Annotated in this window: 29 protein-coding genes; 12 read left to right on the forward strand and 17 right to left on the reverse strand. The window is 43.5% G+C overall.

Annotated features, from left to right (window positions below):
* Positions 1-593: 593 nt before the first annotated feature.
* The 3 genes from E0H88_RS05925 to def all read right to left on the reverse strand — a co-directional run bounded on the left by E0H88_RS05925 (position 594) and on the right by def (position 3,777).
* Entirely contained in the window at positions 594-2,660 is a 2,067-nt protein-coding gene (locus E0H88_RS05925) for a TonB-dependent copper receptor (RefSeq protein WP_131273458.1), read from the reverse strand.
* Between the two features lie 70 nt (positions 2,661-2,730).
* Entirely contained in the window at positions 2,731-3,153 is a 423-nt protein-coding gene (locus E0H88_RS05930) for a DUF2946 family protein (protein WP_131273459.1), read from the reverse strand.
* A 93-nt stretch (positions 3,154-3,246) separates the two neighbouring features.
* Positions 3,247-3,777: a peptide deformylase gene (gene def, locus E0H88_RS05935; RefSeq protein WP_092820001.1), complete on the reverse strand. Its 531-nt coding sequence runs from the start codon at positions 3,775-3,777 to the stop codon at positions 3,247-3,249.
* Between the two features lie 119 nt (positions 3,778-3,896).
* On the opposite strand from def, the gene E0H88_RS05940 reads away from it, so the two are divergent.
* The 3 genes from E0H88_RS05940 to tsaC all read left to right on the forward strand — a co-directional run bounded on the left by E0H88_RS05940 (position 3,897) and on the right by tsaC (position 6,910).
* A complete protein-coding gene (locus E0H88_RS05940) occupies positions 3,897-5,051 on the forward strand; it encodes a LysM peptidoglycan-binding domain-containing protein (protein WP_131273460.1) in 1,155 nt (384 codons plus the stop codon).
* Between the two features lie 99 nt (positions 5,052-5,150).
* Positions 5,151-6,296 (forward strand): DNA-processing protein DprA, encoded by a 1,146-nt coding sequence (gene dprA / locus E0H88_RS05945; protein WP_131273461.1) that lies wholly within the window; start codon positions 5,151-5,153, stop codon positions 6,294-6,296.
* 44 nt (positions 6,297-6,340) lie between these two features.
* Complete coding sequence (gene tsaC / locus E0H88_RS05950) at positions 6,341-6,910, forward strand: L-threonylcarbamoyladenylate synthase type 1 TsaC (protein WP_131273462.1); 570 nt, start codon at positions 6,341-6,343, stop codon at positions 6,908-6,910.
* A 418-nt stretch (positions 6,911-7,328) separates the two neighbouring features.
* On the opposite strand, the gene E0H88_RS05955 is transcribed toward tsaC, so the two are convergent.
* Positions 7,329-8,243: a DMT family transporter gene (locus E0H88_RS05955; RefSeq protein WP_131273463.1), complete on the reverse strand. Its 915-nt coding sequence runs from the start codon at positions 8,241-8,243 to the stop codon at positions 7,329-7,331.
* A gap of 183 nt (positions 8,244-8,426) precedes the next feature.
* On the opposite strand from E0H88_RS05955, the gene E0H88_RS05960 reads away from it, so the two are divergent.
* The 5 genes from E0H88_RS05960 to E0H88_RS05980 all read left to right on the forward strand — a co-directional run bounded on the left by E0H88_RS05960 (position 8,427) and on the right by E0H88_RS05980 (position 12,260).
* Complete coding sequence (locus E0H88_RS05960; RefSeq protein ID WP_131273464.1) at positions 8,427-9,179, forward strand: helix-turn-helix transcriptional regulator; 753 nt, start codon at positions 8,427-8,429, stop codon at positions 9,177-9,179.
* A gap of 208 nt (positions 9,180-9,387) precedes the next feature.
* A complete protein-coding gene (locus E0H88_RS05965; protein WP_131273465.1) occupies positions 9,388-9,930 on the forward strand; it encodes a PM1805 family lipoprotein in 543 nt (180 codons plus the stop codon).
* Positions 9,931-10,080: 150 nt separating this feature from the next.
* The gene (locus E0H88_RS05970; protein WP_131273466.1) at positions 10,081-10,626 is read left to right on the forward strand and encodes a glutathione peroxidase; all 546 of its coding nucleotides are present in this window, start codon (positions 10,081-10,083) and stop codon (positions 10,624-10,626) included.
* 476 nt (positions 10,627-11,102) lie between these two features.
* Positions 11,103-11,486, forward strand: coding sequence for an RcnB family protein (locus E0H88_RS05975; RefSeq protein WP_252151996.1), 384 nt, complete (start codon positions 11,103-11,105; stop codon positions 11,484-11,486).
* A gap of 162 nt (positions 11,487-11,648) precedes the next feature.
* A complete protein-coding gene (locus tag E0H88_RS05980) occupies positions 11,649-12,260 on the forward strand; it encodes a PM1805 family lipoprotein (RefSeq protein ID WP_131273467.1) in 612 nt (203 codons plus the stop codon).
* Positions 12,261-12,335: 75 nt separating this feature from the next.
* Here the strand turns inward: E0H88_RS05980 and adhP are convergent, their stop codons facing one another.
* On the reverse strand, positions 12,336-13,367 hold the full coding sequence (adhP, locus tag E0H88_RS05985) for an alcohol dehydrogenase AdhP (RefSeq protein ID WP_092820011.1): 1,032 nt from the start codon (positions 13,365-13,367) through the stop codon (positions 12,336-12,338).
* Between the two features lie 384 nt (positions 13,368-13,751).
* Positions 13,752-14,045, reverse strand: coding sequence for a hypothetical protein (locus E0H88_RS05990; protein WP_131273468.1), 294 nt, complete (start codon positions 14,043-14,045; stop codon positions 13,752-13,754).
* A 353-nt stretch (positions 14,046-14,398) separates the two neighbouring features.
* Between E0H88_RS05990 and E0H88_RS05995 the strand changes: the two genes are divergently transcribed.
* On the forward strand, positions 14,399-15,343 hold the full coding sequence (locus E0H88_RS05995; protein ID WP_131273469.1) for a hypothetical protein: 945 nt from the start codon (positions 14,399-14,401) through the stop codon (positions 15,341-15,343).
* 185 nt (positions 15,344-15,528) lie between these two features.
* On the opposite strand, the gene E0H88_RS06000 is transcribed toward E0H88_RS05995, so the two are convergent.
* The 10 genes from E0H88_RS06000 to E0H88_RS06045 form a co-directional block, all read right to left on the reverse strand.
* Positions 15,529-15,948, reverse strand: a complete 420-nt coding sequence (locus tag E0H88_RS06000; protein ID WP_086196636.1) for a F0F1 ATP synthase subunit epsilon — start codon at positions 15,946-15,948, stop codon at positions 15,529-15,531.
* Between the two features lie 26 nt (positions 15,949-15,974).
* The gene (atpD, locus tag E0H88_RS06005) at positions 15,975-17,369 is read right to left on the reverse strand and encodes a F0F1 ATP synthase subunit beta (protein WP_092820014.1); all 1,395 of its coding nucleotides are present in this window, start codon (positions 17,367-17,369) and stop codon (positions 15,975-15,977) included.
* A 29-nt stretch (positions 17,370-17,398) separates the two neighbouring features.
* Positions 17,399-18,268, reverse strand: a complete 870-nt coding sequence (gene atpG, locus E0H88_RS06010; RefSeq protein ID WP_131273470.1) for a F0F1 ATP synthase subunit gamma — start codon at positions 18,266-18,268, stop codon at positions 17,399-17,401.
* An 88-nt stretch (positions 18,269-18,356) separates the two neighbouring features.
* Positions 18,357-19,901, reverse strand: coding sequence for a F0F1 ATP synthase subunit alpha (atpA, locus tag E0H88_RS06015; protein ID WP_092820015.1), 1,545 nt, complete (start codon positions 19,899-19,901; stop codon positions 18,357-18,359).
* A 63-nt stretch (positions 19,902-19,964) separates the two neighbouring features.
* On the reverse strand, positions 19,965-20,501 hold the full coding sequence (locus E0H88_RS06020; protein ID WP_092820016.1) for a F0F1 ATP synthase subunit delta: 537 nt from the start codon (positions 20,499-20,501) through the stop codon (positions 19,965-19,967).
* Between the two features lie 12 nt (positions 20,502-20,513).
* Positions 20,514-20,984: a F0F1 ATP synthase subunit B gene (locus E0H88_RS06025; RefSeq protein WP_092820017.1), complete on the reverse strand. Its 471-nt coding sequence runs from the start codon at positions 20,982-20,984 to the stop codon at positions 20,514-20,516.
* Positions 20,985-21,022: 38 nt separating this feature from the next.
* Entirely contained in the window at positions 21,023-21,268 is a 246-nt protein-coding gene (gene atpE, locus E0H88_RS06030; protein WP_000424060.1) for a F0F1 ATP synthase subunit C, read from the reverse strand.
* A gap of 82 nt (positions 21,269-21,350) precedes the next feature.
* Positions 21,351-22,226, reverse strand: a complete 876-nt coding sequence (atpB, locus tag E0H88_RS06035; RefSeq protein ID WP_092820018.1) for a F0F1 ATP synthase subunit A — start codon at positions 22,224-22,226, stop codon at positions 21,351-21,353.
* A 111-nt stretch (positions 22,227-22,337) separates the two neighbouring features.
* On the reverse strand, positions 22,338-22,730 hold the full coding sequence (locus E0H88_RS06040) for an ATP synthase subunit I (protein WP_092820019.1): 393 nt from the start codon (positions 22,728-22,730) through the stop codon (positions 22,338-22,340).
* 171 nt (positions 22,731-22,901) lie between these two features.
* Positions 22,902-23,741, reverse strand: a complete 840-nt coding sequence (locus E0H88_RS06045; protein WP_131273471.1) for a metal ABC transporter solute-binding protein, Zn/Mn family — start codon at positions 23,739-23,741, stop codon at positions 22,902-22,904.
* Positions 23,742-23,883: 142 nt separating this feature from the next.
* Between E0H88_RS06045 and E0H88_RS06050 the strand changes: the two genes are divergently transcribed.
* Genes E0H88_RS06050 through znuB form a run of 3 tightly spaced genes read left to right on the forward strand, consistent with a single transcriptional unit; the run spans position 23,884 to position 25,949 of the window.
* On the forward strand, positions 23,884-24,381 hold the full coding sequence (locus tag E0H88_RS06050; protein ID WP_092820021.1) for a transcriptional repressor: 498 nt from the start codon (positions 23,884-23,886) through the stop codon (positions 24,379-24,381).
* Entirely contained in the window at positions 24,354-25,145 is a 792-nt protein-coding gene (gene znuC / locus E0H88_RS06055) for a zinc ABC transporter ATP-binding protein ZnuC (RefSeq protein ID WP_131273472.1), read from the forward strand. Before E0H88_RS06050 ends, znuC begins: the two co-directional genes overlap by 28 nt.
* Before the next feature lie 3 nt (positions 25,146-25,148).
* Complete coding sequence (gene znuB, locus E0H88_RS06060) at positions 25,149-25,949, forward strand: zinc ABC transporter permease subunit ZnuB (RefSeq protein WP_131273473.1); 801 nt, start codon at positions 25,149-25,151, stop codon at positions 25,947-25,949.
* Between the two features lie 116 nt (positions 25,950-26,065).
* On the opposite strand, the gene E0H88_RS06065 is transcribed toward znuB, so the two are convergent.
* A complete protein-coding gene (locus tag E0H88_RS06065) occupies positions 26,066-26,686 on the reverse strand; it encodes a LysE family transporter (protein ID WP_131273474.1) in 621 nt (206 codons plus the stop codon).
* Positions 26,687-26,724: the final 38 nt, after the last annotated feature.

Here is a 26,724-nt window from a genome sequence, read left to right on the forward strand (position 1 = left end):
TTCAGTTTAAAATCATTAGTAGCTTATGGCTACAAATCTTGGCTCATCAATTTTCTGACAAATATTTCTCAAATAAACTTCGAGTAATTTCTACCATCAATCAATGAAAATAATTTCGATCAATCAACCAGTAAAAATCCACACAAGTTGTTCTTCATAATCTCTTAATGATCTTCTTCCTGGTTCGTCACCAGCAAGCTAGGTCGGCTATATTACACTAGATATTCCCAGTGTCAATCAGTAATTCAAATTATTTTAAACTTTCTTTCTAAAACCCAACCTTAACACTTCGCGCTAAGTTGCTGTTTTATCAGAAGTTTTAATCTTCATCACCGCCGATGGATGTGCATTCTACAGCATTTCACCCTCAATGCAACACCTTTTTAAAATCAGTTGAATCGGGTGTTTATTTTATAATCCATAAAATTAATAAGCTCATGTTTTATATAATTAAATTATTTAAATAAAAATATTCATTATTTTATTTAGAAATACCAATTTTATTTAAGCTCATGAAAAATATAAATTTTGTAAACTAAAAAAATTAAAAAAGCAGGAGAATACTCCTGCTTTTAGCTTAATTTAAAGACAGATTAGAACTTCATACTCACCCGTGCCCAATAGTTTCGGCCAATATTGTTGAATTGCTCATCTGCAGCAAAACCAAAACCTGCACTACCCGCCTTGTTTAAATGTTCGCTATAGGTTTTATCAAACAGGTTATCTACACCTACAGACAAATCGACACCATCACGAATTTGGTAAGTACCATTCAACGACAAGGTTGCGAAACCGCTGCTTTCGGCTAAGTCATAACCTACGATATTGCCCTGATCTTGACTGATACGATTTTGTGCTGCAACCACTCGCCATAATGCACCCAAAGTGTATTTATCTTGAATATAACGAAGATTTACCCGTCCTTCCAAAGGTGCAATTTGCGGTAAAGGTTTATCGTCGGTGGTGTTTTTACCCCAGGCATACATCGCACTGACATCAGCCTGCAGATGATCGGTAAATTGATAGCCCACTCCGGCTTCTGCACCAGCAATGGTCGCATCGACATTTTTAGCACCTGCAGTTTTGCCATGACTCATCATGCCCGGCATACTATGGACATGATAACTCATCAACACATAATCATTGACTAAGCCCGCATAAGCAGAAACCCAGGAATTGACTGCGCCATGTTCATGTTGATAACCCAAATCAAGCTGCAAGGTTTTTTCAGTGTCGATACCATTAAATGAGTTCACAGTTCCGGGATTACCATGCGCAGTACTAAACAGCTCCCAATAATCCGGCATACGCTCAACATAACCTAAACCAATATAAGTTTTGGCATCATGTTCTGGATGCTGATTTTCAAGACGGATAAATGCACTTGGTAATGTTTTATCTAATTCCAGGTTATAGCCTTTGTCTACAGATTCAGAGCGTAAGTCTTTGACATTCACCTGATCGACACGAACACCCCCCACCCATTTATTTTGCTCATTCAGTTGATAACTGAGCTCGCCAAAGGCACCATATGAGCGGAATTTCATATCTTTGCTACGTGCTTGATCTTGATAGGGTTTCATCAAACTGCCACTGCGCTTAGAGTGTTGGTTATTTTGACTGTCAACACCTGTAATGAATTGCAGTTTATCCCATTGATGAGTAACAGCCAGACGGGCATTTAAGGTTTCTCGTGCCACGTTGGAAGCCATAGGCATATTCATCATGCCATCTGGTTTAAATTCACGTAAGCTAAAGTTATCCATGACATGATCATTAAAGCTATAGTTCACTTGTGCTTCGATTTTCTTGATCACATCGGTGACATTTTTCTTTTCGAGACGAAGTCCCAGACTTTCACGGGCAAATTTCGACCCATCCATCGAGCGGCCTGCATAAACGGCTTCACCATCAGCCTTGCCACCCGTCAGTTCCACCCAGGTATTTTCATCCGGTGTCCAACCTAAAGCAACATCTGCATTCCAACGCTCCCAGTCTGAAGGAACTGTATTGCCATCCCCATCTTTATAGCTATCTGACACAGAACGGTTGGCATTCAGACGAACGTATTTCTGCTCATCGCCAACAGCAGCTTCAAGGTTATGATCCAGGCGACCAAAAGAACCGAATAGCACACTAGCCTGACCACGATAATTTTTTTCAGCCGTTAATTCAGTTTCCGGACCACGTTCAAAGATCACTGTCGCAGCCGAACCGGTATTGGCATATTGCACCGTTTGCGGTCCTTTGATCACCGAAATACGGTTATAGCTTTCCGGTGAAATATAAGATGTCGGTGCATCCATACGGTTTGGGCAGGCACCCAGATTTTCCGTACCATCGGCTAAAATTTTAATCCGTGAACCAAACATGCCACGGAAAGTCACATCGCCATTGGTGCCGCCATTTTTGATCGAACTGAATCCCATAATGCTTTGCAGATAGTCTGCTCCATCACTGGCTGGAATCGGCTGGATGGGCTGTTTGGGATCGGCATGCACAATCAAGCCATTGGCATCATTGCCCTGATGAGCAGTCACCACGATAGGAGCTAAAGTTTGCACTGTTGCCATTTGCTGCTCAGCAAAGACTGAAGCTGAATAACAGGCAACACAAATCGCAGCCGCAAGTGGCTGTAAAAAGAATTTTGGCTGAGCCATTTTATTTCTCACTTAAATCATAAATATAACTGTGCCTAAGTCAGTGAAGACCCGGCGTATAAAACATGGTTTAAGCGAATATTGGCGGGGCTCGGCCTTGAGGAATGAGAAAGAGTCGCTGTAGAACAAACCAGACATGACCAAAGGTCTTCTGGAATGCCAGTAACCGCACTTGAATACGGTCTAAAACTTCTTTGACTTCAAGCTCTGGCGGCAAAACCAGATTGCCGTAGACAGTACAATACTGACATTGATGACTGGCATCATGATGATCATGTTCTACAGATTGCTGTTGATGATCTTGATGCAACTGATGATGTGCATGTGTAGATGCGGAAATGTGCGGTGAAGCAGGTTTTTGCAATAATGCACGCGTAATGGTTTCACAGACCGGAGCAATCTGATATTGCTTCGGCAGCAAAGGCTGTAAAAACACAGCAATCTGTAAAAATACGGCTATACAGGATAGCAGTAGACCATTACGAAAAAGCACAGGCAAATCCTAAAATTTGTCGGAGGCCAGTATAACAAAGCCCAATTTGAATTGGGCTTTTTTTTAAGCTATTTAATCCAGAAGTTGTATGGATTAGCGTTTCACCGCGACTTTTTCTTTTTGGCGCTGACGCACCACTTTTTCTACTTTTTCACGTGCACGTTGACGTTTTAAAGGCGATAAATAATCAACAAATAATTTACCATTTAAGTGATCCATTTCATGTTGAATACAAACAGCGAGAAGTTCGTCCGCTTCCAGCTCAAATGATTGACCCTCAAGGTTAATTGCCTCGATTTTTACACGTGACGGACGCTCAACTTTATCGTATATTTGAGGCACTGACAGACAGCCTTCTTCATAAGGCTGAGTTTCTTCAGTTAATGGCGTAACTTTGGGGTTAATGAATACCATGGGTTGATCTTTATTTTCAGATAAATCCATGACAATCAGCTGAATATGACGATCCACCTGTGTAGCTGCCAAACCAATACCTGGGGCTTCATACATGGTTTCAAACATATCGGCTGCGAGCTGACGAATTTCATCAGTGACTTCTTCGACTGGTTTAGCAATGGTACGAAGACGGGGATCCGGGAAACTTAAAATAGGTAATAAGGCCATACGGTGTCCTCACTTATGCCATTGATCAAAAAACAAAATGAAGGAATGCTTCATCAAAAAAATGTGTGTAATATCGTTATTATAACGCAACTACATACATAATTTTAGGAATTATGATAATGAAAAAGGTTTTGAAGGGCATGCCAACTTTTAGTGCCTTGGGGTTTAAAAAACAATTATTGGCACTTGCCGTATGTGTAAGTGTTGGGGCCGGCATGGTCAGCGTTGCTGAAGCAGCACCTGCCCGCAATATCAATCCACCTGCATTAAAAGCCGGAGCACCACAAGTGTATGTGGTGAAAAAAGGCGATACTTTATGGGATATTTCCAAAAGATTTTTGAAGAATCCGGTACGTTGGCCTGAAATCTGGGCCAGCAATAAACACGTGAAAAATCCACACTGGATTTTCCCGGGCGACCGCCTGCTCATGTGTACCTATAATGGCAAACCGATCATCGGTAAAGATGAAGGTGATGGCTGTGAAGGGATTATCCGTCGTTATACCGGTGGCACCAAGTTACAGCCTCAGGTTCGGGTGGAATCATTAAACAATGCCATTCCGGTCATTCCACTGGAATACATCAAGCAGTGGCTAGAACGCAGCACGATTGTGGCACCTGAATCCATCACTGGTACGCCATACATTTTAGGCACGGCGGATCAACGTGTTCTGGCGGCTCAAGGTCAAACCGTTTATGCACGCGGCAATGGTCTGGAAGTGGGTCAACGCTATGCCGTTTACCGTGAAGGTGAACCGTATATGTTTACCGATGCTAAAGGCAAAAAATACAATGCCGGCCTTGAATTGATTCAGGTGGCATCTGGTGTTGCCGTCCGTGGTGAAAATGACATTACTACGCTTGAACTGACAGATACCTATAATGCTGAAGTTCGTCGTGGTGACCGTGTACTGCCTGAATACGATCCAATGCTGCCAACCTTGTTCTACCCGACCAATGCTGAAGATGTTGCTGCCGGTGGGCAAGTGGTTCGCGTGATGGGTTCGATTGGCACCGCTGCAAAACACAGTGTGGTGACGATTGACCGTGGTAGCTTGCAAGGGGTTCAAGCCGGACAAGTCTTGACCGTTACCCAGAAAGGCGAAGTCGTGACTGACCCGAAAACCAAAGAGCGTATTCAGCTCCCTGGACAGCGCATTGGCAATATCATGGTATTTAAGAGCTTTGATAACCTGAGTTATGCCTATGTACTGGATAGCGAATTGCCGATTAAAGTCGGTGCTGGCATTCAACCACCACTGATGGATGAATAATCCTTCAATCAAAATAAAATGAGGCTGAGATTCAGCCTCATTTTATTTTTTAAACAATAACTTAAACAATAAAAAGAAGACATCTTTCAAGGTCTCGTTATGCTCAGTTCATTAAGCTCTTTGCAGCTGGATTACATTCGGCTATGGTTTCTGGTACAACACTCGCTCACCAGCTTTTATAAAATTCAGGAATACTACAGCCATCTGGTCGAGGCAGCACAGCCCGATCAAATCGAAACCTGGCAAAAGCTTGGCATTCATAAAAACCATATTCAGCGGCTGCGAGATTTTCATCTTCCTGAATCGCAGCGGCAATTTCAGCATTGTATTGATCTGATCCAGAAACAGAGTGATTTTGTGCTGTTGCAGGATGATGCACATTACCCGCAACAGCTGCTGCCCTATGCCGATAAACCGCCGATCCTGTTTGGTCAGGGCGATGCCCAAGCCCTGTTGCAACCGCAAATTGCCATTGTCGGTAGCCGTAAACCCAGCAATCACGGACGGCAAGTGGCCTATGACTTTGCCTATTACCTCAGTGAAAAGGGCTTTTATATTGGCAGTGGCTTGGCACAAGGCATTGATGAAGCCGCCCATCAAGGGGCTTTGCAGCACAATCGCACCATTGCCGTGATGGGTACCGGCCTGGATCAAACCTATCCGACACAACATCAGTCTTTGCGACAGCAGATTCTTGCTCAGGCTGGCACGGTGATTACCGAATTTTTACCTGGAACCCCTCCCTTACAGCACCATTTTCCACGGCGCAACCGTATTGTCAGTGCCTTAAGCCTAGGGGTCATTGTTGCCGAAGCCACTTTAAAAAGTGGTTCACTGATTACAGCAAAACTGGCAGCGGAACAGGGAAAATTGGTGTTTGCCATTCCTGGACATATTTATAGCGAGCATCATCAAGGTTGCCATCAACTGATTCGTGAAGGTGGCATTTTAGTCGATCATCCTGAACAGGTGATTGAAGATCTGGCCCTGCCGACACAATGGCAAGCTCAACAGCATCGTGAACAGACCAGTAAACTCGCACCTTTGGATGCCCAGCCCGAACTGCCAGCGCATTTAAGCACTTTGTATAATCAGCTAGACTGGATCGGACAACATCTGGATGAGCTGGTTACTCATCTACAATTAGACGTTGCCACACTGACCAGCCAATTGATGGAACTGGAATTACTTGGCTTGTGTACCCAGCAAGCAGGCTTATATCTACGTTGTCGTCCCGACAAATAAGGTTCACAATAGCGCTTTAACAAATGTGAAGGGAAAAAAATCTGATGATTACCACCTCTGTTGCCGAAGCTGCTCAATGTTTAAAACAGGGACATGTTTTAGCATATCCTACAGAGGCAGTTTGGGGCTTAGGCTGTGATCCTTTTAACGAACAAGCATTCTTGGAAATTTTACGCTTAAAGCAACGTCCCATTGAAAAAGGGGTAATTTTACTGGCAGCGCAAATTGCACAAGTCGAACCTCTGTTAAAACCGCTGACCGCAGAAATGCACCAACAGGTCATTGATTCCTGGAGCCATCGCTCTCCTACTGAACGTGCAACCACATGGCTGTTACCTGCAGGCAACCATATTCCGGCATGGATTAAAGGCAACCATCCCAAAGTAGCGGTACGGGTCACCACACATCCCTTATGCGTTGCGCTCTGCAATGCCTTTAACGGGTTTATTGTTTCGACCAGTGCCAATCCTGCAGGGGGAAGCCCTGCCCGCTCCCTTCAGGAAGCCAGCCAGTATTTTTCCAGTCAGCTGGATTATTTAAATGGCGATTTGGGTTTGAGCAAAGAACCTAGCCGTATTATGGATGCTGAAACAGGTGAAGTGATCCGCGCTTAATGCGGGTCATTTTGGTATGATGCGTGCTGAACATTATTTTCAGGCAAAAAAAAGCTCAACCATATAGGGACGGTTGAGCATAAAAAGGATGTGTATAAATCACATCCAGAGGGTCTGTGAATCTGATTGTGAAGGTTTAAAGATTGTTAAGAATAACTTAAACATTCACGATATAAATATTATGTATTAACTGATTTCTTTATACAAATATATTATTTATCTAAAAAGACAGTTAAAAACTATCAAATAGTTATCATTTTTTATTAACAATTTAAATTATCTCACTATTTTTTAATTATCTTTTAGCAAAACATCCATTTAAAATGCTTTTTATACTCATTACTCAGACTTTATTTCCATAAAAAATAATTGTTAAAAACCAATTCGTTTGTCTGTTTTTTAATCCATTATTTAACCCTTATGTATTTAACTTGGCCGTTTTAAGGATGCTCTCTTTTTTCTGAGCCAATAAAATGCCCGATAAAATGACCAGTCCTCCAATACTGTGGTAAATCGTCCATGCTTCACCCAACCAAAGTTTGGCAATAATGGCCGTACAGACCGGCATTAAATTCATAAAAATACTGGTACGATTCGGCCCGATTATCTGTACCGCCAGCATCCACACCAGTGGTGCAATTAAAGAGGGGAAAATACCGGCATACAGCACACTGCTTACATTGTGTTGATCAATTGCATCCAGCCCCAAGTATAAAACGAAGGGCAAATGGTAAAGCAGGGCAAAAATAATCTGTACATACAGGCTAATCAGCAAGGGAATCTGCAGTTGCCACTTTTTCAGAAAAACCCCATAAAAGGCATAAAAAAACACCGCCAGCACCATCATCACATCACCCAGATGTCCCCCGGACTGCACAAGTTGGCTGAAATTCCCTTGTGCCATGACATAGAGCAAACCGGCAAAAGACAGCATGCTGCCTACAACGGCAAAACGGTTGGGAATGTCCTTCAGCATGAGCATGGACACAAAGATGGTAAATACCGGGATAAAGGCATTAATAATACCCATATTGGTGGCGGTAGTATAATGCGCTGCGCTATAACCCAGACCCTGATACAGCACCATGCCAAAAGCCCCCAGTACCGCCAGCTGTTTCCAGTGCGCCAAAACCAGCTGCCGTTCACGCCAGACCTTGCCCAGCATAAATGGGGTTAAGACCAAAAAAGCCACCAGCCAGCGATAGAAGCTGATACTGACAGGTGAAATATAGTCCGCCACATAGCGTGTTACGGTAATATTCATGGACCAGATTAAAACGGCGAGTAATGGCAAAGTGAATGCCCACCAGACTGTTTTGTGTTGCTGTGTCATGCCCTGTACCATGCCTGAATGTTCAATTTTTATTTTTACTGAAGTCTGAAATAATTAGAATATCGAATTTCAGACATTAATACTGCGCTCAGGACACTGAAGAATGGGGTGATGGCAATTGAAATGGTAGCCAAGCTCTTTCAGGCATGAATAGACGCAGACATAAAAATCAAGGACATTCAAATGCTTAAGCAGATTCAAAACTATATAGAAGTGGATGATTTCTTTTATCAGAAAGATGAAGTTATTGCGCCACACAGTTCATTATGGGGTGATTTCAATTTTAGTTTGAATGGTATTTTGGAATATGAAATTGAAGGACAGATTTATCTGTCGCCACCGAACTATGGTCTCTGGCTTCCGCCACAAACAGCTCATACCTCTATCGCACTGGATGAACAAATCACCCACTATGTCTGTATTCGGGTCCATCCCTGTTTATGTCGGCATTTCGCCCCCGATACCAAAACCTTAAGTATTCGCCCCTTTCTGCGGCATTTGGTGCATGAAATCCTAGAGCAAAAACAACAGGGGATAACCACACTGCATTATCAGCATTTATTACTGGTACTGATGGATCAACTCAAAACTGCAACAGCATATGATCACTATTTACCGCAAACCAACCATGTTTTGCTTAAGCCGCTATTGCAGCAATTAGCCGATCCACAGCTATTTCAAAAGAGTTTGCAGCAGCTTCTTAACGGCTTGCCGATGAGCGAACGGCATTTACTGCGCCTGAGCCAGCAAGAATTGCAATTGAGCTTATCCGAATGGCGCAATCGGGCCAAAATTTTATATGCGATCGCTCAAATTCGCCAAGGCAAGACAGTGAAGAAACTGGCCTATGAGCTGGGTTATCAGCACAGTTCCAGCTTTATTGAGTTTTTTAAACGATATACCGAACAGACACCTGCACAACTGCGTGATATCTAATCCTTATATGAACTTAAATCACCTGCTTTGCAATTTGCAGCAGCTTCACAACAAAAATGCCCTAGTCACGGGCTAGAGTCCTATGCCATTTTGATGACAGCACGCTATTGAAAGGTGTCTCTAGAATATATTTCTTCACGTCTTTAATGTTTTTAATTTTTTTAAATAGTTAGATCTGATGTTGTCATTGGATCTATAAGGATGCGATATGAAAACACCATTACTGGCTTCACTCTGTGTTGCCGCTCTGGCATTAACAGCCTGTGATAAAAAACCCAATGAAGCACCCGCATCGTCAGCAGCCACAACTTCCTCCCCTGCAACTCCACCACCTGCCACCGTAGCGCTGAGTACAAACAATCTCAAAGATATTAAAAATGATTTAATCGAAATCCAGACGCTCTCCAACAATCGCTCCAAAGAGGCCTTAGACTTACAGGATAAAGCCAATCAGGCTGCGCAAAAAGGCGATAAAGCCAGTCTACGCACGACCGTTGCAGAAATGAAAACCTATATTGCCAACTTTAACCGAGACCTGGATGCTTTAGCCCTGAAAAGTACCGAGCTAGACAAAGTGCGGGAAAAAATCAAAGAGTCCAATAATCTGGGTATCGAACTTTCCGAAGAAAGCATAGCGGAAAAACCGGATATGAAAAAAATTGATGAACTGCGAAACCGAGCGATGCAATTGCAAAAAGAACTGGTCGCCGACATGCAGGCCTTGGAAAATAAAGTCAAAACCGCACAATAATGCATTGCATGATAAAAACAGGTCAATTGGCCTGTTTTTCTTTGTCCGGCATAAAAGATTTCTGATGAGATATCAATAAAGACTTGTCGATTGACCCAATAAGCTTTAAAACAAAGCAGTCATTCAAGTTTAAATATTCAAGGACTTTCTATGAGCCAATCTGTTTATGACATTCCCGTCAAGACCATTGCCGGACAGGACATCACCTTAAATCAATATACAGGCAAAGTTTTGCTGTTGGTGAATGTCGCATCTAAATGCGGTTTAACCCCACAATATGAAGGTCTGCAAAAACTGTATAAAGAAAAGCAAGACCAGGGACTAGAGATTTTAGGTTTTCCGGCCAATAACTTCCTAGCGCAGGAACCGGGTTCAGATGCAGAAATCCAGGAGTTCTGCTCTGTGAATTATCAGGTGGATTTTCCACTATTTTCTAAAATTTCCGTCGCAGGGGAAGACAAGCACCCGCTTTATCAAACCCTGACCCAGGCCATTCCTGAACGTATCGGCGAAGGGCCTTGGTGGAAAGACCTGGTCGATTATGGCCTGACTCCAAATGAGCCGCCTGAAGTGTTATGGAACTTCGAAAAATTCCTGATCAATAAAAAAGGTGAAGTGGTTGCACGCTTTGCCCCCGACATCACAGCCGATGATCCGCGTATTGTTGATGCGGTTAATGCTGAACTTGCCAAATAAAAGCATGTTCTAGACCGGCCGGCTCATCTTGTTTAATTCAAGCTGAAGCCGGCTTTATTTTTTATATAATTATTTTACTTTTCAAAGAACCGTCCAGCCATGAAATCGGTTAAACATGGCCCAGAACCGGACGAAGGTCAGGCCATTTCTATCACCTTCTATCCCCAGTTTTTATCATCACACGGGTGAAATAAGCTACCCCATATGAGATGCCAGTCAAAATCATCACCAGAAAAAACAAGCTACTTACGGATAATGAAAACCGATTGCCCTACCCCTTTAAAAAATTCCTGATCAGCAAGCAAAGAGAAATTGGCAGACTCAAGTCAAGGGAGGGATTCGGAGAATTCCATGTCATCCGTGCTTCAGAGCAGCTGGCAAGTTACATTTATACAATAGATTATTCACGTTTTCTCTTTAACTTAGAGGTGAAATAAAAATACTGGCAGATCGCTATTTTAAATATAGGTAAATCCATGAAAAAACTAGTACACGCTGGACTCTTTGCTTTAACCACTGCCGTGCTCGTAACACCTGCAGCAATCGCTGCGCCATCTTCTCATGCCCACGAAAATAACAATCATGCCCAAAATATGCATCCGGGTAATACACATGGCCAGCAACACGCTGAACAGCGTCATCATGACATGGTACAGGACCGGGTTTTAAAACCATCCCGCGACTGGAAAGCAGGCCAGGCCCTGCCTTCACATTATTATGGTCAAGGCTACACCATTGATCATAAGCGTTATAAAAATCTGAGCAAACCGGGCAAAAATCAGCGCTGGATTCGCGTTAATGGAGACTATGTCCTGATTAACACGCTTAATCACAGTATTGTGAAAATTATGTCAAATTGATTTGAGTAAATTGTCTAAATCTGAAGAGCGCTGCGGCGCTCTTTTTTAATCACCTATCCGCTGATATTTAAAATATTTGTTATTGCTTTGCAACAATCAGTTTTTTCTCCACATTTTGTCCCCATATTGTGAGGTATTGATTGAAGCTGAAATGAAAGAGATATGAAAAAATTCATCCAAAATGCGGTTTCTCCTTTTGTGATGTTTAGTGCGGGCCTTTTGTTGATTGGTTGTGAACAGGCCAATAAACTGGATGCAACAGAAAATGAAACGTCACCTTCCAGCGAAGTCTTCGAACAGGTCTCTACCCAGTCTGCTACAGAACCTTCAGCTACAGCCGAACTGAAAAGCGGCAACATGTTTTATATCGTCCGTGATGTTGCCGATATGCAATTGAAAACCGGTAACTATATTGAACAGCTCAAACAGACCCAAACGGATTTAGAAGCAGCGGTTTCCAATCATGACCAGCAGCAATTACAAAGCACCGCAGAATCTTTAAAAACCCAGTTAAAAGGTTTTGACCAGGCACTCAGCAGCCTGAACCTGAAAAGTCAGGAAATTGATTCCATTCGTCAAAATTTGATGCAGGCCAATCAGCAAGTACTGGCTACGCCGTTTTTAAATGGCGAGCTTGACTTGACTCAGGTCGATTTCAAGAAAATTGAACAACAGATGGGTACGATCCAGATGGAAATGATTAAACTGGCCGGCATGATGATTCCTGAAGGTCAGAATAATTCAGGGCGAAATGAATCCAATCAGGAAAGTTAATTCTCCTGTAAATAAAGCCTCTAAAAATAAAGACCAATTCAGGGTCCTGCAGAATTGGTCTGTTTAAATTGAAGATTAAAGTCTCATATCAATTACGATACGGCCATCAATTTTACCCTGCTCCATACGTTCAAAAATATCGTTAATATTTTCAAGCGGTTCAACATGGATATGCGCCTTAACCTTGCCGCGCGCTGCAATATCCAGTGCTTCTTTCAAGTCCAGACGCGTTCCGACAATCGAACCGCGCACCGTAATCCCTTCCAGCACCATATTAAAAATCGACAAGTCAAAGGTTCCTGCTGGCAAACCGTTTAAAACCATCGTGCCACCACGACGAACAATCGCCACCGCCTGTTCAAATGCCTTTGGTGATACTGCGGTCACCAAAACCCCGTGGCAACCCTCACCCGTGGCTTTCATGACTTCTTCCTTGACGTCCACGTTCCGGGCATTAATGGCTACATCAGCACCCAAGTTTTTAGCCAGTTCCAGTTTAGAATCATCCACATCAATTGCCACCACATTAAAACCCATGGTCTTGGCATACTGAATTGCCACATGGCCTAGGCCACCAATCCCGGAAATAGCCACCCAGTCCCCGGTTTTGGCCTCCGTCATTTTCAAACCTTTATAGACTGTCACGCCAGCACACAGAATCGGGGCGATTTCCAGCAGATCAACACCTTCCGGAATTACACCAACGTAGTCACCATCTGCCAGGCAATATTCAGCAAAACTGCCATTCACTGAATAACCCGAATTTTGCTGTTTCTTGCACAAGGTTTCCCAGCCAGCATAGCAATGATCACAATGACCACATGCAGAATACAGCCACGGAACACCAACAATATCACCCACCTTTAAATGTTCTATCCCCTCACCAACTTCAATGACTTCACCCACGCCTTCATGACCGGGAACAAAAGGTAAAGTCGGCTTTACCGGCCAATCCCCATGCATGGCATGCAGATCGGTATGACAAACACCTGTTGCAATAATTTTTACCAGTACTTTGCCTGGACTGATTTTCGGAATTTCCAGCTCTTGTATTTGCAGCGGCTGGTTAAATGCCGTAACCACCGCGGCTTTCATTGTATTTGTCATATTGATGTTCTCCATATTACACATACTGAGAAGACTCTTGTTGGAGGAGCCACAGCTCCACTATATCGAACAATAAATCATCAAAATGAGGGGATTTGTATCGGATTTGATCACTTTAGATGCACTTGCCATTCAGCAGTACAAGGGTTGCCGGCTGTAAAATGATTATTTCTTAGTTGGAGCCTATTTGAAAAAATCCCTTGTACGGCTATAAATAACAGCAAGGCATAGCCAATCTCGCAAAGCCGGGATTCAGGCAACTGATACAAATTAAAAATGTCGAGTTTAGCTAAAATTTTTACTGAGATTTATAGAGTGAAGATAATTGTTAAGGGTGAGTTTTCCATCTTAGCGATGAGGTTCATCCTTATCGATTCATGAATCTTACTGTGCATGCCATTGTTTGAAAGCGGCCTGTATCGCCTGTTTTTCTTTAGACGAGGCTAGACGGCTTTCCATAGCAGAAAAATCACCCTTATATGCAGAAGCAACCATGGATTTTGCCAGTTCCTCAATACTCTTTCGACCCTGCTGTTTATAAGCCAGGATTTCATCCTGCGTTAATACCAGGTCCCAGCAGGACACCACTGAACTCATGTCGACGGCAATGCTGAGATAATAATGGATATTGTCTTGGTAGAGTTCCCAAAAGTGCGGTTCATGTTCAATAAGGTTCATCTAAAACCATCAGCGTGCAAAATAGATACTTTCAATCTATACCCAATCCCTGCTGATAAGATATGCAACTTTAGATGTTATTTCTGTACTGCTGAAAGGGAATCCAAATTCTTTGGCTTGAAATAACCCAGCAAAAGCCAATTGTTCTAAACGAAAACTATAAATCATCTAAAAATTAGAGATAGCGAGTTTAAAGGAAAGAATGGATAAGCCTTTTAAGCTCGACATTATGGGTACTGCGCTATTTTCTATTTTCCCTGTATATAATTGATGTATTTATTAAAAAACGTTATCTACTTCTCGTTTTTCCTATAATATGTACAAATAGAAAGCACAGAAAAATATTTTATAATATGAAAAAAATGATTCTAGTGGTGGTCTGTTTCGTAATCATGGCTTATGGCGTGTTGCATTTCATCATGCCGGAAAAAACCATTCCACGCTTAAATCAATTTTTTTCTCGACCCGTAAAAGATGTTCAACTGATTCAAGACTGGCTCAAACATAATCAACAACAGCAGTTGTTATTGGTGGATGTCATCCAACCAGTCAGCCCAAAGCAAACTGGTGCGTATGTTGAATACATCAAACAACGAATTGAATTTAATCAGCAAAATATCCAGCGTATTAAACTCAGTCACTACAAAAGCAAAGCATTTAAAGAAATTCAACAGTTGGAAATTCATGCCTTGCAACAATGGAATAATGTCCATCAAAGCAATATTGTAGAGGCTTTTGAACAGCAACAACGTTTTCTAGATGTGCCAATTAACGAATTGGAACAACTGAACATTGAAGCACGTTACGCGCTTCAACAGCAAGAAGTGAGCGTATTGCAACGCCTGCAACAGTTGATCCAGCAAGACAGCGATTATGTTGCAGATATTGACCACAGCCTGCTTGGTGACTGGCTTGATTACCATTTGATGCAACATAAGCTTCACCCGATCATTACCGAATGGCAAAATCCTTCCTCCACTGCCCCAGGGGATCGTTTAGAAGCGTTGCAAGATTTACAATTTTATAAACATTTTCAGCCAGATACGGATGAATATCAATACATCATGGCGCTTTCTACTCAGCTTTGGCATGTCGAATATTCCGCTTCATCCAATCTGGTCACGGCAAACGCTCGGCCTATTTCATATGCCGATCAAGTTGGAGAAGAAATTATCGTTCCGGAAGACCCACCAAAAGCTGAAAAATTAAAGCAACAGATTAAGATTCAAGACGACAAGGTAAGTGATCTGTTATTGGGTCAGCTCAGACAGGCTTTCTTTAAAGAAGAACAGAATTAAATATAGAAAATTCACTCGGCTTTTTAAGCAGGAATCATCTCTTGGGGAAAGTAGAGAAAATTTAAAAACGATAGTCTAAAGCTAATTTTTAAGTACCTGTTTTTAAGTATAAAACATTTTAAAAACTCTATATTCAAATAAAAAAACCACCCTTTCGGGTGGTTTTTTCAATCTCAAACCGTGTCTTATTGAGCGCGGTTTTTGATTTTGCGGATGGTTTCCAGCTGTGCAGCAGTTTCTGCAAGAGCAGCAAGCGCAGCAGCAGAGTCCAAGTCGCTCTTTTGATTTGCTAGCAATTGTTCAGCTTGTTTACGAGCTTCAATAATTGCTGCTTCATCAAGGTTGTCAGCACGTACTGCAGTGTCTGCAAGTACAGTAACAACGTGCGGTTGAACTTCTAGTACACCACCAGATACATAGATTAACTCTTCTGTACCGTTTTCAAGCAGAACGCGGATTGCGCCCGGCTTGAGTAAAGTTACCAGCGGAGCATGGCCAGGCATAATACCCAACTCACCGCCAGCACCTTTAGCAATTAGCATAGTTACAGTGCCTGAGTACAAAGACTCTTTAACACTTACAACGTCACATTGCATAGTCGCCATGAGAATCTCCTAAATTAGGTAGCTAATTAAAGTTTCTCGGCTTTAGCAATCACTTCGTCAATACCACCAACCATATAGAACGCTTGTTCTGGGATGTGATCGTATTCACCAGCTAGAAGACCTTTAAAGCCACGAATTGTTTCTTTAAGCGGTACAAGTTTACCAGGAGCACCAGTAAACACTTCAGCTACGTGGAACGGTTGAGAGAAGAAACGTTGGATCTTACGTGCACGGTATACAGTAAGTTTGTCTTCTTCAGCCAATTCGTCCATACCAAGAATCGCGATAATGTCTTTCAGTTCTTTATAACGTTGAAGAACGTTTTGAACTGAACGAGCAATTTCGTAATGCTCAGTACCTACAACTAATGGATCTAACTGACGTGAAGTAGAGTCAAGTGGATCGATCGCTGGGTAAATACCAGAAGATGCGATGTCACGGCTCAATACTACAGTTGCGTCCAAGTGAGCGAAGGTAGTAGCAGGCGATGGATCTGTTAAGTCATCGGCAGGTACGTATACCGCTTGGATTGACGTAATAGAACCAGACTTAGTAGAAGTAATACGTTCTTGAAGAACACCCATCTCTTCTGCAAGAGTCGGCTGGTAACCTACTGCAGATGGCATACGACCTAGAAGTGCTGATACTTCAGTACCCGCTAGTGTATAACGGTAGATGTTGTCAACGAACAATAGTACGTCACGGCCTTTACCGTTTTCGTCTTTCTCATCACGGAAGTACTCAGCCATGGTCAAACCAGTCAACGCTACGCGTAAACGGTTACCCGGTGGCTCGTTCATCTGACCGTAAACCATCGCTACTTTGTCAAGAACGTTAGAGTCTTTCATCTCGTGATAGAAGTCGTTACCTTCACGAGTACGCTCACCAACACCAGCAAACACAGATAAACCTGAGTGAGCTTTCGCGATGTTGTTGATCAACTCCATCATGTTTACAGTTTTACCAACACCGGCACCACCGAACAGACCAACTTTACCACCTTTAGCGAACGGGCAAAGCAAGTCGATGACTTTAATACCAGTTTCTAAAAGGTCAGTAGACGCTGCTTGTTCAGCATAAGAAGGTGCTTGACGGTGAATCGGCAAACGTTCTTCAGTTGCAACTGGACCAGCTTCGTCGATAGGGCGACCAAGAACGTCCATGATACGGCCTAAACATGCAGTACCTACAGGTACAGAGATAGGCGCGCCAGTGTTAGTTACGTTCAAACCACGTTTAAGACCTTCAGTAGATCCCATTGCGATGGTACGAACTACGCCATCACCAAGTTGTTGCTGAACTTCTAATGTAGTTTCAGTACCGTCAACTTGGAGAGCGTCATAGATCTTAGGAACGCTGTTACGTTCAAACTCGACGTCGATAACCGCGCCGATGATCTGAATGATACGACCGCTACTCATTGCTGTCTCCTCAATTCAAACTAATAATGTTAAACGGCAGCGGCACCACCAACGATCTCAGAAATTTCCTGAGTAATCGCGGCTTGACGCAGCTTGTTATAAATAAGTTGTAGGCTCTTGATCAGCTCACCCGCGTTATCTGTTGCAGCTTTCATTGCAACCATACGTGCAGACTGTTCACACGCGATGTTTTCAATCACGCCTTGATAAACCATAGACTCGATGTAACGAACCAATAAACCATTTAAAAGCTCTTCAGCTTCTGGTTCATAGATATAGTCCCAACCGTATTGACGGTTCAGGCCTTCGCTTTCTTCAGCAGCTGCTAAAGGAACGAGCTGCTCGATCTTTTGGTTTTGAGTCATGGCATTGACAAAGCCGTTTGACACCAGATAAATACGATCTAACTCGCCTTTATCATAAGCGTCCAACATCACCTGTACAGAACCAGTTAACTGTTCAAGACTTGGTGCATCACCTACGCTTGTAGTTGCACCAAGCACTTTACCGCCGTAGTTTTTAAAAAACGAAACCGCTTTTTGACCAATTAAAGCAAATTGAACTTCAATTGACTGCTCTTGTTGCTGTTGTACGTGTTTAACCACTTTTTTGAACAAGTTAATGTTCAAGCCACCAGCAAGGCCGCGATCTGATGACACAATGATATAGCCAACGCGCTTAACCGGGCGTTCAACCATATAACGGTGTTTGTATTCAGGGTTCGCTTGGACCAAATGAGCAATTACACGGTGCATATTTTCGGCATACGGACGGCCTTGAGCCATGCGCTCTTGCGCACGACGCATCTTAGAAGCTGCTACCATCTGCATCGCGCGAGTAATTTTCTGCGTGCTTTTGATACTAGCTACTTTGGCGCGAATTTCTTTTAAATTTGCCATACGCTTAACCTAGTATTCGAAAGCTCTTTCGAGCTTCCGAAGGTTGATCCGTGAACCAAACCAGAACTAAATTCAACAAAGTTGAAACTTAGTAAGTTTGAGTCGCTTTGAAGCTTTCAATACCTGCTTTGATTGCAGCTTCGATGTCTTTGTTGTAATCACCAGTTTCATCGATTTTTTGCATTAACGCAGCATTTTCTGAACGGAAGTAAGCAATTAACGCAGCATCAAATGCAACGATTTTCTTCACTTCAACGTCAGCCATGTAGCCTTCGTTAGATGCATAAATTGAAACAGCCTGGTCAGCAATTGAGTAAGGAGCATATTGTTTTTGCTTCATTAACTCAGTTACACGTTGACCATGTTCAAGTTGCTTACGCGTTGCTTCGTCAAGGTCAGAAGCGAACTGAGCAAACGCTGCCAATTCACGGTATTGCGCCAAAGCGGTACGGATACCACCAGACAATTTCTTGATGATCTTGGTTTGAGCAGAACCACCAACACGAGATACAGAGATACCCGCGTTCACAGCAGGACGGATACCTGCGTTGAACAATGATGTTTCAAGGAAGATCTGACCATCAGTAATCGAAATTACGTTTGTTGGTACGAATGCAGATACGTCACCGGCTTGAGTTTCAATAATCGGCAATGCAGTTAATGAACCAGTTTGGCCTTTAACTTCACCGTTAGTGAATTTCTCAACGTAGTCAGCAGATACACGAGAAGCACGTTCAAGTAAACGGCTGTGTAAATAGAATACGTCACCAGGATATGCTTCACGACCTGGTGGACGACGTAAAAGCAATGAAATTTGACGGTAAGCAACAGCTTGTTTAGACAGGTCATCATAAATGATAAGCGCGTCTTCACCGCGGTCACGGAAGTACTCACCCATTGTACAGCCAGCATAAGGAGCCAGATACTGCATTGCTGCAGGATCAGCTGCAGCTGCAGCTACAACAGTTGTGTACGCCATAGCGCCAGTTTCTTCAAGCTTGCGCACTACGTTAGCAATAGTCGATTGTTTTTGACCAATAGCTACGTATACACATTTAATGCCAGAGTTTTTCTGAGCGATGATCGCATCGATCGCCATTGCTGTTTTACCAGTTTGACGGTCACCAATGATCAACTCACGTTGACCACGGCCTACAGGGATCATTGTATCTACTGACTTATAACCAGTTTGTACAGGTTCATCCACTGATTGACGCCAAATTACACCTGGTGCTACTTTTTCAACAGCATCAGTAAGTTTTGCATCAATAGGGCCTTTACCATCAATCGGGTTACCCAAAGCATCTACTACACGGCCTAAAAGTTCTGGACCAACCGGAACTTCTAATACACGACCTGTGCAACGCGCTTTTTGACCTTCTTGAAGGCTTAAGTAGTTACCTAAGACAACGGCACCCACTGAATCCTGTTCTAGGTTCAGTGCCATACCAAATAAGCCGCCGTCGAATTCGATCATTTCACCGTACATTGCATCAGCAAGGCCGTGAATACGCACAATACCGTCGGAAACCATAACAATGGTCCCTTCGTTCTTAGCGGTCGCGCTGGTGTCCAGATCGCCGATACGCTGTTTAATGAGCGCACTGATCTCGGATGGATTCAGTTGTTGCATTGCGCTATACCTCAATCTTTTTAAAGTTCAGTCTTCTTTTACGCAGTAATTTTTTATCAATAATTACGCAAGAAGACGAGTCCGCATTTTTTCAAGCTTGTTAAGCGCAGAATCATCTATCACTTGGTCGCCTGCACGAATAACTACACCAGCAATTAATTCTGGTTTAACTTCTACAGAAACATTTACCGCAGCGTTAAAGCGTTTTTTCAACGCATCTGCAAGTACTTGTTCTTGTGTAGAAGACAATGGGAATGCTGATTCAATCACAACATCCACAGTGTTGTTATTCTGTGATTTGAGCTGTTCGTATTCTGCTTCAATTTCAGGAAGAAGAGTCAAACGGTCATTTTCAGCAAGCAATGTCAAAAAGTTTGACACTGCTGCGGTTTGATCTTCACCTAAAACTTTAGCAAAAAGACTCACCTGCTCTGCAGGAGTAAGCTCAGGGCGATTTAAGTAAGCTGAAAATGCTTCGTCTTGCACCGCAGCACTGAGCAAAGTTAATGCATTTGACCAAGCGTCAGTTGCACCTTGCTCAGAAGCGTAAGCAAATGCTGCTTTAGCGTATGGGCGTGCCAACGTCAAGAGTTCAGCCATAATCCGCCTCTCTTAAAGTTTAGCAGCCAGCTGAGTCAGCATGGCATTGTGAGCTTCTGCGTCAACTTGCTGGGTCAGAATTTTTTCTGCGCCGGCAACTGCAAGAGCAGCAACTTGTTGACGTAATTCTTCGCGAGCAGCATTGATTTCAGTATCAACAGCTTCTTTCGCTTGTTGACGAATACGCTCACCTTCAGCAGCTGCTTGAGTACGCGCTTCTTCTACCAATTGCGCACCGCGACGGTTCGCTTGTTCGATCAATTGAGCCGCTTGTGCTTTAGCTGCGTCTAATTCAGCTTTCACTTGAGCTTGCGCATCGGCAAGGTCAGCTTTTGCTTTTTCAGCAGCGTTTAAGCCATCAGCGATTTTACGCTGACGCTCACTAATCGCATTGATTAGTGGTGGCCATACAAACTTCATGCAGAATGCGACGAAAATCGCAAATGCAATCGCTTGGCCAATCAATGTGAGGTTGATATTCATTGCTATTCCTCAATGGTTTAATTTAGGAATTAAGCTGATTAACCTACAAATGGATTAGCGAAGATGAAGAACAAGCCAATACCAACACCGATCATAGGCACAGCATCAAGAAGACCCGCGATTAAGAACATACGAGTTTGAAGTTGTGGAGCCAATTCTGGTTGACGAGCAACAGCTTCAAGGAAGCGACCGCCTAAAAGACCAAAACCAATCGCAGTACCTAAAGCACCGAAAGCGATCAAGATAGCAGATGCAATTGCAACTAGACCTAAAGTGAGTTCCATGATAATTCCTCAGAGGTTAGGTATATACCAAATTAAAGTAAAAAATTAAGCCCAACCATCCTTTGACAGTCAGGCAATACCATTAATGTTTTTCGCTAGCCATACTCAAGTATACGATAGTCAGCATCATGAAAATGAACGCCTGTAACGTAATAACAAGAATGTGGAAGATCGCCCAAGGCACAGACAACGCCCACTGGATCCAGAACGGTAATAACGCGATGAGGATGAAGATTAACTCACCTGCATACATGTTACCGAAAAGTCGTAGAGCCAATGAAACTGGACGTGCAAGGAATGTTACGAGTTCCAGAATCAAGTTCACTGGAATGAGCAACGCTTTTGCAACTGGGTTACTTGGGTTAAATGGGTTGAGTGCTAACTCGCCGACGAAACCGCCGATGCCCTTTTCACGGATGCTATAGAACAAGATAAGCACAAATACCGACAATGACATACCAAGGGTAACGTTAGGGTCAGTAGATGGAACGATCTTGAAGTAAACGTGATGCGGGTCCATGCCAAATACATTTGCACCGATCAGTTGAGCTGTATACGGGATAAAGTCAACCGGGATCAAGTCCATTGCGTTCATGAGGAAAATCCACACGAAAATGGTCAGTGCAAGTGGTGCAATTAAGCGTGACTTGCCATGGAAAGTGTCGCGGACACTTGAGTCAACAAACTCGATGATCATTTCGATTGCAGACTGGAACTTGGTAGGAACACCAGCGTTTGCAGCTTTCGCTACTAACCAGAACAACAAACAGAAAACCACACCGAGAGTGATAGACCAACCCATTGAATCCAAGTGAATAGCAGTGAACCCCATCTGTTGAGCTTCATCAGCAGTCTCAGCCAATTTCCAAGAACCATCAGGCATTTTGCCATAGGTTAAATTGGTCAAGTGATGCTTGATGTACTCGGTCGAAGTAAGGGCATGTTCTTCAGCAGCCATAAATCACACCTGGTCAATGTCAAATACTAAATAGAGAGAACGAACATCGCGTGCTGCCTGATATCTCGTTCATCTCCTAAAAAACTTTTCAATTTTTTGTTGTGTTTAAACTTATTTCCGGAGTCGTGACGCCCAAAAAGGTGCGACCCACGTCATCGTCTGAACAAGTATAAATCCACAAAACAATGCCACCGCTGACAACGGTTTGACAGTGCTTAAAATTAAAATGAAACCAACAATCACAATTGCAAACTTGCCCATCAAGCCTCTATACATGTTCGACAGAACCTGTTTTGAAGCCCGTGCACCTGCTGCTCGAAACGATTGCCAAGAAAAATAACAACTTGCAAGCCAGCACACCAACGCACCAAGTGCGGCGCTGTAAGCTGCAGTTGAGTCTTTCACGACCCACGCTATCAAGGCTGAAACAGGAATCATGCATGCTTGTAAAATGACTAAAGCTTTCGCTAATCGTCGGTCAATCATGCGACTAGTTCGGCTCATTATTTATTCACTCACAGCATTCATGCTTGACAAATTTAGCTGATGATCGTTTTTAATCGCAGGCATTATAGAGTTACACCCCTGAACATGCAATCTTTTCCCGACCTAAGTCGGATTTTTTTCGTTGCATAAATCGCTTTCCAACTCATCCATTGCTGCTTAATTTTTGCATCATTTCCGTGCGTTTTGTACACACTTATAGGTTTGATCGGCAAGTTTCTTCCACGCCAGCACGAAATCCCCTTCCCCGCCCATACTTTCATCAACTGCCTGGAAACTCACCGGATTCAATTTCTGGTACTGGTTTTTGCTGGCATGCCCTTCTGCCAGAAGGCACATATTGCGAGCTGGACGGCTATCATTTAAATACTTGATTTGGGCGATGGTCGGTGCCACATGCGGATCATCGGTCAATGCACCGGAAAACTTCAGGTTTAAAGCGCGTTCCAGATATTGATAGGCATCGTGATATGCCCAATACGGTTTCACTGTCGCATTGCTATTGTATTGCTGTGCACTCAGCAGCATCTCTTGGGCAAAGCGTTTGGCATTGGCCCAGTAGGCTTCTTTATATTCCGGTAATTGCTGTGAACGCAGGGCTGCAATAAAAAAGCCGATGCGTACCGCATTGTTGGGATCGAGCCAAACATGCGTATCGACCGTATTGTTCAACGCCACACCACGGGTAGTACGCTGCGGCAGGGTTTGCACAATCCCTGAATCCAGAATGGCAATCGCTTTGGGCGTATCGGATAACAGCTTGTTCAGCGGCGCTTCATGTGCCTTACCCAGCCAGATCACCAGTGAGGCGTCCAGAATGGCTTTGCGATGCGCTGGCGTCAGGGTAACGTCATGTCCAGACTGATCCCCCAGCAAGAGCACAGGCTTCTCCACGCCCTGAGTCACTTCCTGAGCAATCAGATAAATTGGATGCGTAGAAACCACCAGACTTTGTGTCCAGCCCAAGGTACTGAATAAGGCTAGCGCACAAAATGCAAAAAAACGGGACATAGAAGAAAATCACCAAATATTCAATAAGTGTTATAATATAACAAATCGACAAAAATACCTACGTTTAATCGAAACGGGTATTGCTTCATGTTAAGATTTAATGTCCTTTGATTTTTATAAATTTCGCACTTGAGGTTTTGCTATGAGCTTATGTTCGCACGAACATCACAATGCATTACATGGCGTACATGACCATCATAATATAGCAACACGCCTTGCTGAAGCAGAAAGTCTCTGTGCAATGACTGGCGCACGCTTAACCCCATTACGCAAAGAAGTGCTGGAACTGATTTTGAATGCCAGCGGTCCCATGGGCGCCTATGACTTGCTGGCTAAAATCAAGAGCGAATCTGACCGTCCTGCTGCGCCACCGACTGTATATCGCACTTTGGACTTTTTACTGGAAAAAGGCTTAATCCATCGTCTCACCTCGATTAATGCCTATATTCCTTGTTGTCATCCGCGTGAAGGACATCAGGCGGCATTTTTAATCTGTACTGTTTGCAAGAATGTAAAAGAAGCCTCGGCTCAGGGTTTATTAAAACAGCTAGATGAACTTTCAGCCTCTGATCAATTTACTGCACAACACAGTATTATTGAAATTTCCGGGATATGTCAGCAGTGCCACAACAAACAGTAACCATCAATCCGCTGATTACCCTGGATAAAATCAGCGTGCGGATTGATGACCGCGACATCTTAAAGAATGTAGATTTTGCCTTGCATGAGCGGGAAATTGTCACCCTGATCGGTCCGAATGGCGCGGGAAAATCTACCCTGATTAAAGTGCTGTTGGGGATTGTAAAAGCCAATTCAGGCAAAATTCATAGCCATAAAAAACTCAAGTTTTCCTATGTGCCACAAAAGTTTAATCCATCACACAGTCTGCCTTTGCGTGTGCAGGATTTACTGGCTTTAGAACACTGCGATGCGGATATCAAAGCAGAAATTATTCGCGATACCGGCATTACCAAATTGCAGGATTGTAAAGTTCAGCAGCTTTCAGGCGGGGAACGGCAACGGGTGTTACTGGCACGGGCTTTATTGCGTTTGCCCGATGTACTGGTGCTGGATGAACCGATGCAGGGTCTGGACATTCAGTCTGAAGCCGAACTGTATGAATATGTCAGAAGCCTGCCGATTAAATATGGCTGTGCCGTGTTGATGGTCTCTCATGACCTGCAATGGGTGATGCAGGGTACACATCGGGTCGTGTGTTTAAATAAACACATCTGTTGTAGCGGTTTGCCGGAAAACGTGCAGCAACACCCCGAATATCAGGCCATTTTTGGTACCAACCGCGTGTTCTATCAACATCATCATGACCATTGCGCACATGGTGACAGTGCGACACCTTGTCAGCACGATTCTCGCCCACATATTCACCCTGAACCGGAAGCTTAAGCCATGATGGAATGGTTACAACTCTTGTTGCCTGCATGGACCATGGGAACCCTGTTGGTGTTTCTGACGGCTCCGCTTGGCTGTTTAATGTTATGGAGACGGATGTCTTTTTTTGCCGATACCATGGCACATGGCACTTTATTGGGCGTGGCGATTGCAGGTGCTTTGAGCCTGCCGTTATGGTTAGGGGTGAGCTTTCTGGCCTTTTTACTGGTGGCCATTTTATGGGTGCTACATGACCCTCGCTTGCCGAATGATGCCTTATTGGCTTTATGTTCAGCCACCCTGCTCTGCTCGGGCTTACTGTTTATTCAACATATTCCAAGCCTAAGACCTGAACTGCTGAGCTATCTGTTTGGAGATCTGCTGCAAATTTCCTGGTCAGACTTGCCGGTGTTTGCACTGGTGATCATTGCCGCTTTAGCAGTGCTGTATACAAACTGGAAAGCCCAAATTCAGATTGCAATTGACCCGGATATGGCGGTGAGTGAAGGCGTGAATGCCAAATGGCAACGTCTGGTGTTTATGCTGCTGCTGGCCCTCTTTACCGTATTGGCTTTGCGTGCAGTCGGTTCATTATTGATGGGCGCTTTACTGGTGATTCCGGCATTAACGGCACGTTTGCTGGCAAATTCACCGAAACAGATGGTGGTGTGGGCTTTTGTGATTGCACAAATCGGGATTAGTGTCGGGCTATGGTCTAGTGCCGGTTTAGATACCTCTACAGGCTTAACCATTGTCCTGACCATGGCGATTTTATTTGCGGTGATTTTTGCAGTGCAAAAAGTGAAAAAGATGGCTTAGTCTTTCCTATATATATCCATCATTTTTAAGGTACTTTTATTTTTTAAAATCTCTCCTTTGCGAACTCAGCATATCTTGAGGATGGTTACTTTCTTAAAGGAGAGAGAAAACTATTTTTACTGATGCACCAGACTCAACAAACTCGCCGCACAGGCAAACAACACGGCAAAGGTACGGTTTAAAATTTTCTGCTGTTTCGGTGATTTCAGCAAACGCAATACTTTAGCCGCCAAGCCTGTATAGCCCGCCATTACAATCAGGTCAATGGTGACCATAGTCATAGCCATAATCAGATACTGAATCCACTGTGGTTTAGACAAGTCTAGAAACTGGGGCAATACGGCCAGTAAAAACACAATGGCTTTCGGGTTGCTCATATTGACCAGAAAGCCATACAAGACCAGTTTAGGAATCGATTTATTCGGCTGTTCCTGCTGGATTTCAATAGACTGTGCAGGTGCTCGCCATTGCAAATAAGCCAGATATAACAAGTACAACACCCCAAACCATTTCACCACCAGGAAAGCCCAAGGCGTGGTGGCAAATAGCACCCCTACCCCTGCAGCAACAATCCCGATTTGCACTAAAAGTGCCAGCTGTAAACCCAGTGCATTCCAATAGCCACGGCGAAAGCCATAATTCAGACCACTGGACATTGAAGCAATTGCACCTGCTCCAGGAGAAATGCTGATGACCCAGCATGCCAGCATATAGGCAAGCCAAACTTGGTAAGACATAAAATACAAGGAGATAAAATAGTGAAACTATTATATGA

Source organism: Acinetobacter sp. ANC 4216 (assembly GCF_004331195.1).
Lineage (GTDB): Bacteria > Pseudomonadota > Gammaproteobacteria > Pseudomonadales > Moraxellaceae > Acinetobacter > Acinetobacter kookii.

Excerpts from the sequence above, each read along its gene's own strand:
- E0H88_RS05970 (WP_131273466.1), top strand. The coding sequence starts at position 10,081 with ATGAGCCAATCTGTTTATGACATTCCCGTCAAGACCATTGCCGGACAG.
- E0H88_RS05960 (WP_131273464.1), top strand. The coding sequence starts at position 8,427 with ATGCTTAAGCAGATTCAAAACTATATAGAAGTGGATGATTTCTTTTAT.
- tsaC (WP_131273462.1), top strand. The coding sequence starts at position 6,341 with ATGATTACCACCTCTGTTGCCGAAGCTGCTCAATGTTTAAAACAGGGA.
- E0H88_RS06045 (WP_131273471.1), bottom strand. The coding sequence starts at position 23,741 with ATGTCCCGTTTTTTTGCATTTTGTGCGCTAGCCTTATTCAGTACCTTG.
- E0H88_RS06065 (WP_131273474.1), bottom strand. The coding sequence starts at position 26,686 with ATGTCTTACCAAGTTTGGCTTGCCTATATGCTGGCATGCTGGGTCATC.
- def (WP_092820001.1), bottom strand. The coding sequence starts at position 3,777 with ATGGCCTTATTACCTATTTTAAGTTTCCCGGATCCCCGTCTTCGTACC.
- atpD (WP_092820014.1), bottom strand. The coding sequence starts at position 17,369 with ATGAGTAGCGGTCGTATCATTCAGATCATCGGCGCGGTTATCGACGTC.
- E0H88_RS05955 (WP_131273463.1), bottom strand. The coding sequence starts at position 8,243 with ATGACACAGCAACACAAAACAGTCTGGTGGGCATTCACTTTGCCATTA.
- E0H88_RS06000 (WP_086196636.1), bottom strand. The coding sequence starts at position 15,948 with ATGGCGACTATGCAATGTGACGTTGTAAGTGTTAAAGAGTCTTTGTAC.
- dprA (WP_131273461.1), top strand. The coding sequence starts at position 5,151 with ATGCTCAGTTCATTAAGCTCTTTGCAGCTGGATTACATTCGGCTATGG.
- E0H88_RS05925 (WP_131273458.1), bottom strand. The coding sequence starts at position 2,660 with ATGGCTCAGCCAAAATTCTTTTTACAGCCACTTGCGGCTGCGATTTGT.
- E0H88_RS06025 (WP_092820017.1), bottom strand. The coding sequence starts at position 20,984 with ATGAATATCAACCTCACATTGATTGGCCAAGCGATTGCATTTGCGATT.
- E0H88_RS06020 (WP_092820016.1), bottom strand. The coding sequence starts at position 20,501 with ATGGCTGAACTCTTGACGTTGGCACGCCCATACGCTAAAGCAGCATTT.
- znuC (WP_131273472.1), top strand. The coding sequence starts at position 24,354 with ATGTCAGCAGTGCCACAACAAACAGTAACCATCAATCCGCTGATTACC.
- znuB (WP_131273473.1), top strand. The coding sequence starts at position 25,149 with ATGATGGAATGGTTACAACTCTTGTTGCCTGCATGGACCATGGGAACC.
- E0H88_RS05990 (WP_131273468.1), bottom strand. The coding sequence starts at position 14,045 with ATGAACCTTATTGAACATGAACCGCACTTTTGGGAACTCTACCAAGAC.
- adhP (WP_092820011.1), bottom strand. The coding sequence starts at position 13,367 with ATGACAAATACAATGAAAGCCGCGGTGGTTACGGCATTTAACCAGCCG.
- E0H88_RS06040 (WP_092820019.1), bottom strand. The coding sequence starts at position 22,730 with ATGAGCCGAACTAGTCGCATGATTGACCGACGATTAGCGAAAGCTTTA.
- atpB (WP_092820018.1), bottom strand. The coding sequence starts at position 22,226 with ATGGCTGCTGAAGAACATGCCCTTACTTCGACCGAGTACATCAAGCAT.
- atpE (WP_000424060.1), bottom strand. The coding sequence starts at position 21,268 with ATGGAACTCACTTTAGGTCTAGTTGCAATTGCATCTGCTATCTTGATC.
- E0H88_RS05940 (WP_131273460.1), top strand. The coding sequence starts at position 3,897 with ATGAAAAAGGTTTTGAAGGGCATGCCAACTTTTAGTGCCTTGGGGTTT.
- E0H88_RS05995 (WP_131273469.1), top strand. The coding sequence starts at position 14,399 with ATGAAAAAAATGATTCTAGTGGTGGTCTGTTTCGTAATCATGGCTTAT.
- E0H88_RS05965 (WP_131273465.1), top strand. The coding sequence starts at position 9,388 with ATGAAAACACCATTACTGGCTTCACTCTGTGTTGCCGCTCTGGCATTA.
- E0H88_RS05975 (WP_252151996.1), top strand. The coding sequence starts at position 11,103 with ATGAAAAAACTAGTACACGCTGGACTCTTTGCTTTAACCACTGCCGTG.
- E0H88_RS05980 (WP_131273467.1), top strand. The coding sequence starts at position 11,649 with ATGAAAAAATTCATCCAAAATGCGGTTTCTCCTTTTGTGATGTTTAGT.
- atpA (WP_092820015.1), bottom strand. The coding sequence starts at position 19,901 with ATGCAACAACTGAATCCATCCGAGATCAGTGCGCTCATTAAACAGCGT.
- E0H88_RS06050 (WP_092820021.1), top strand. The coding sequence starts at position 23,884 with ATGAGCTTATGTTCGCACGAACATCACAATGCATTACATGGCGTACAT.
- atpG (WP_131273470.1), bottom strand. The coding sequence starts at position 18,268 with ATGGCAAATTTAAAAGAAATTCGCGCCAAAGTAGCTAGTATCAAAAGC.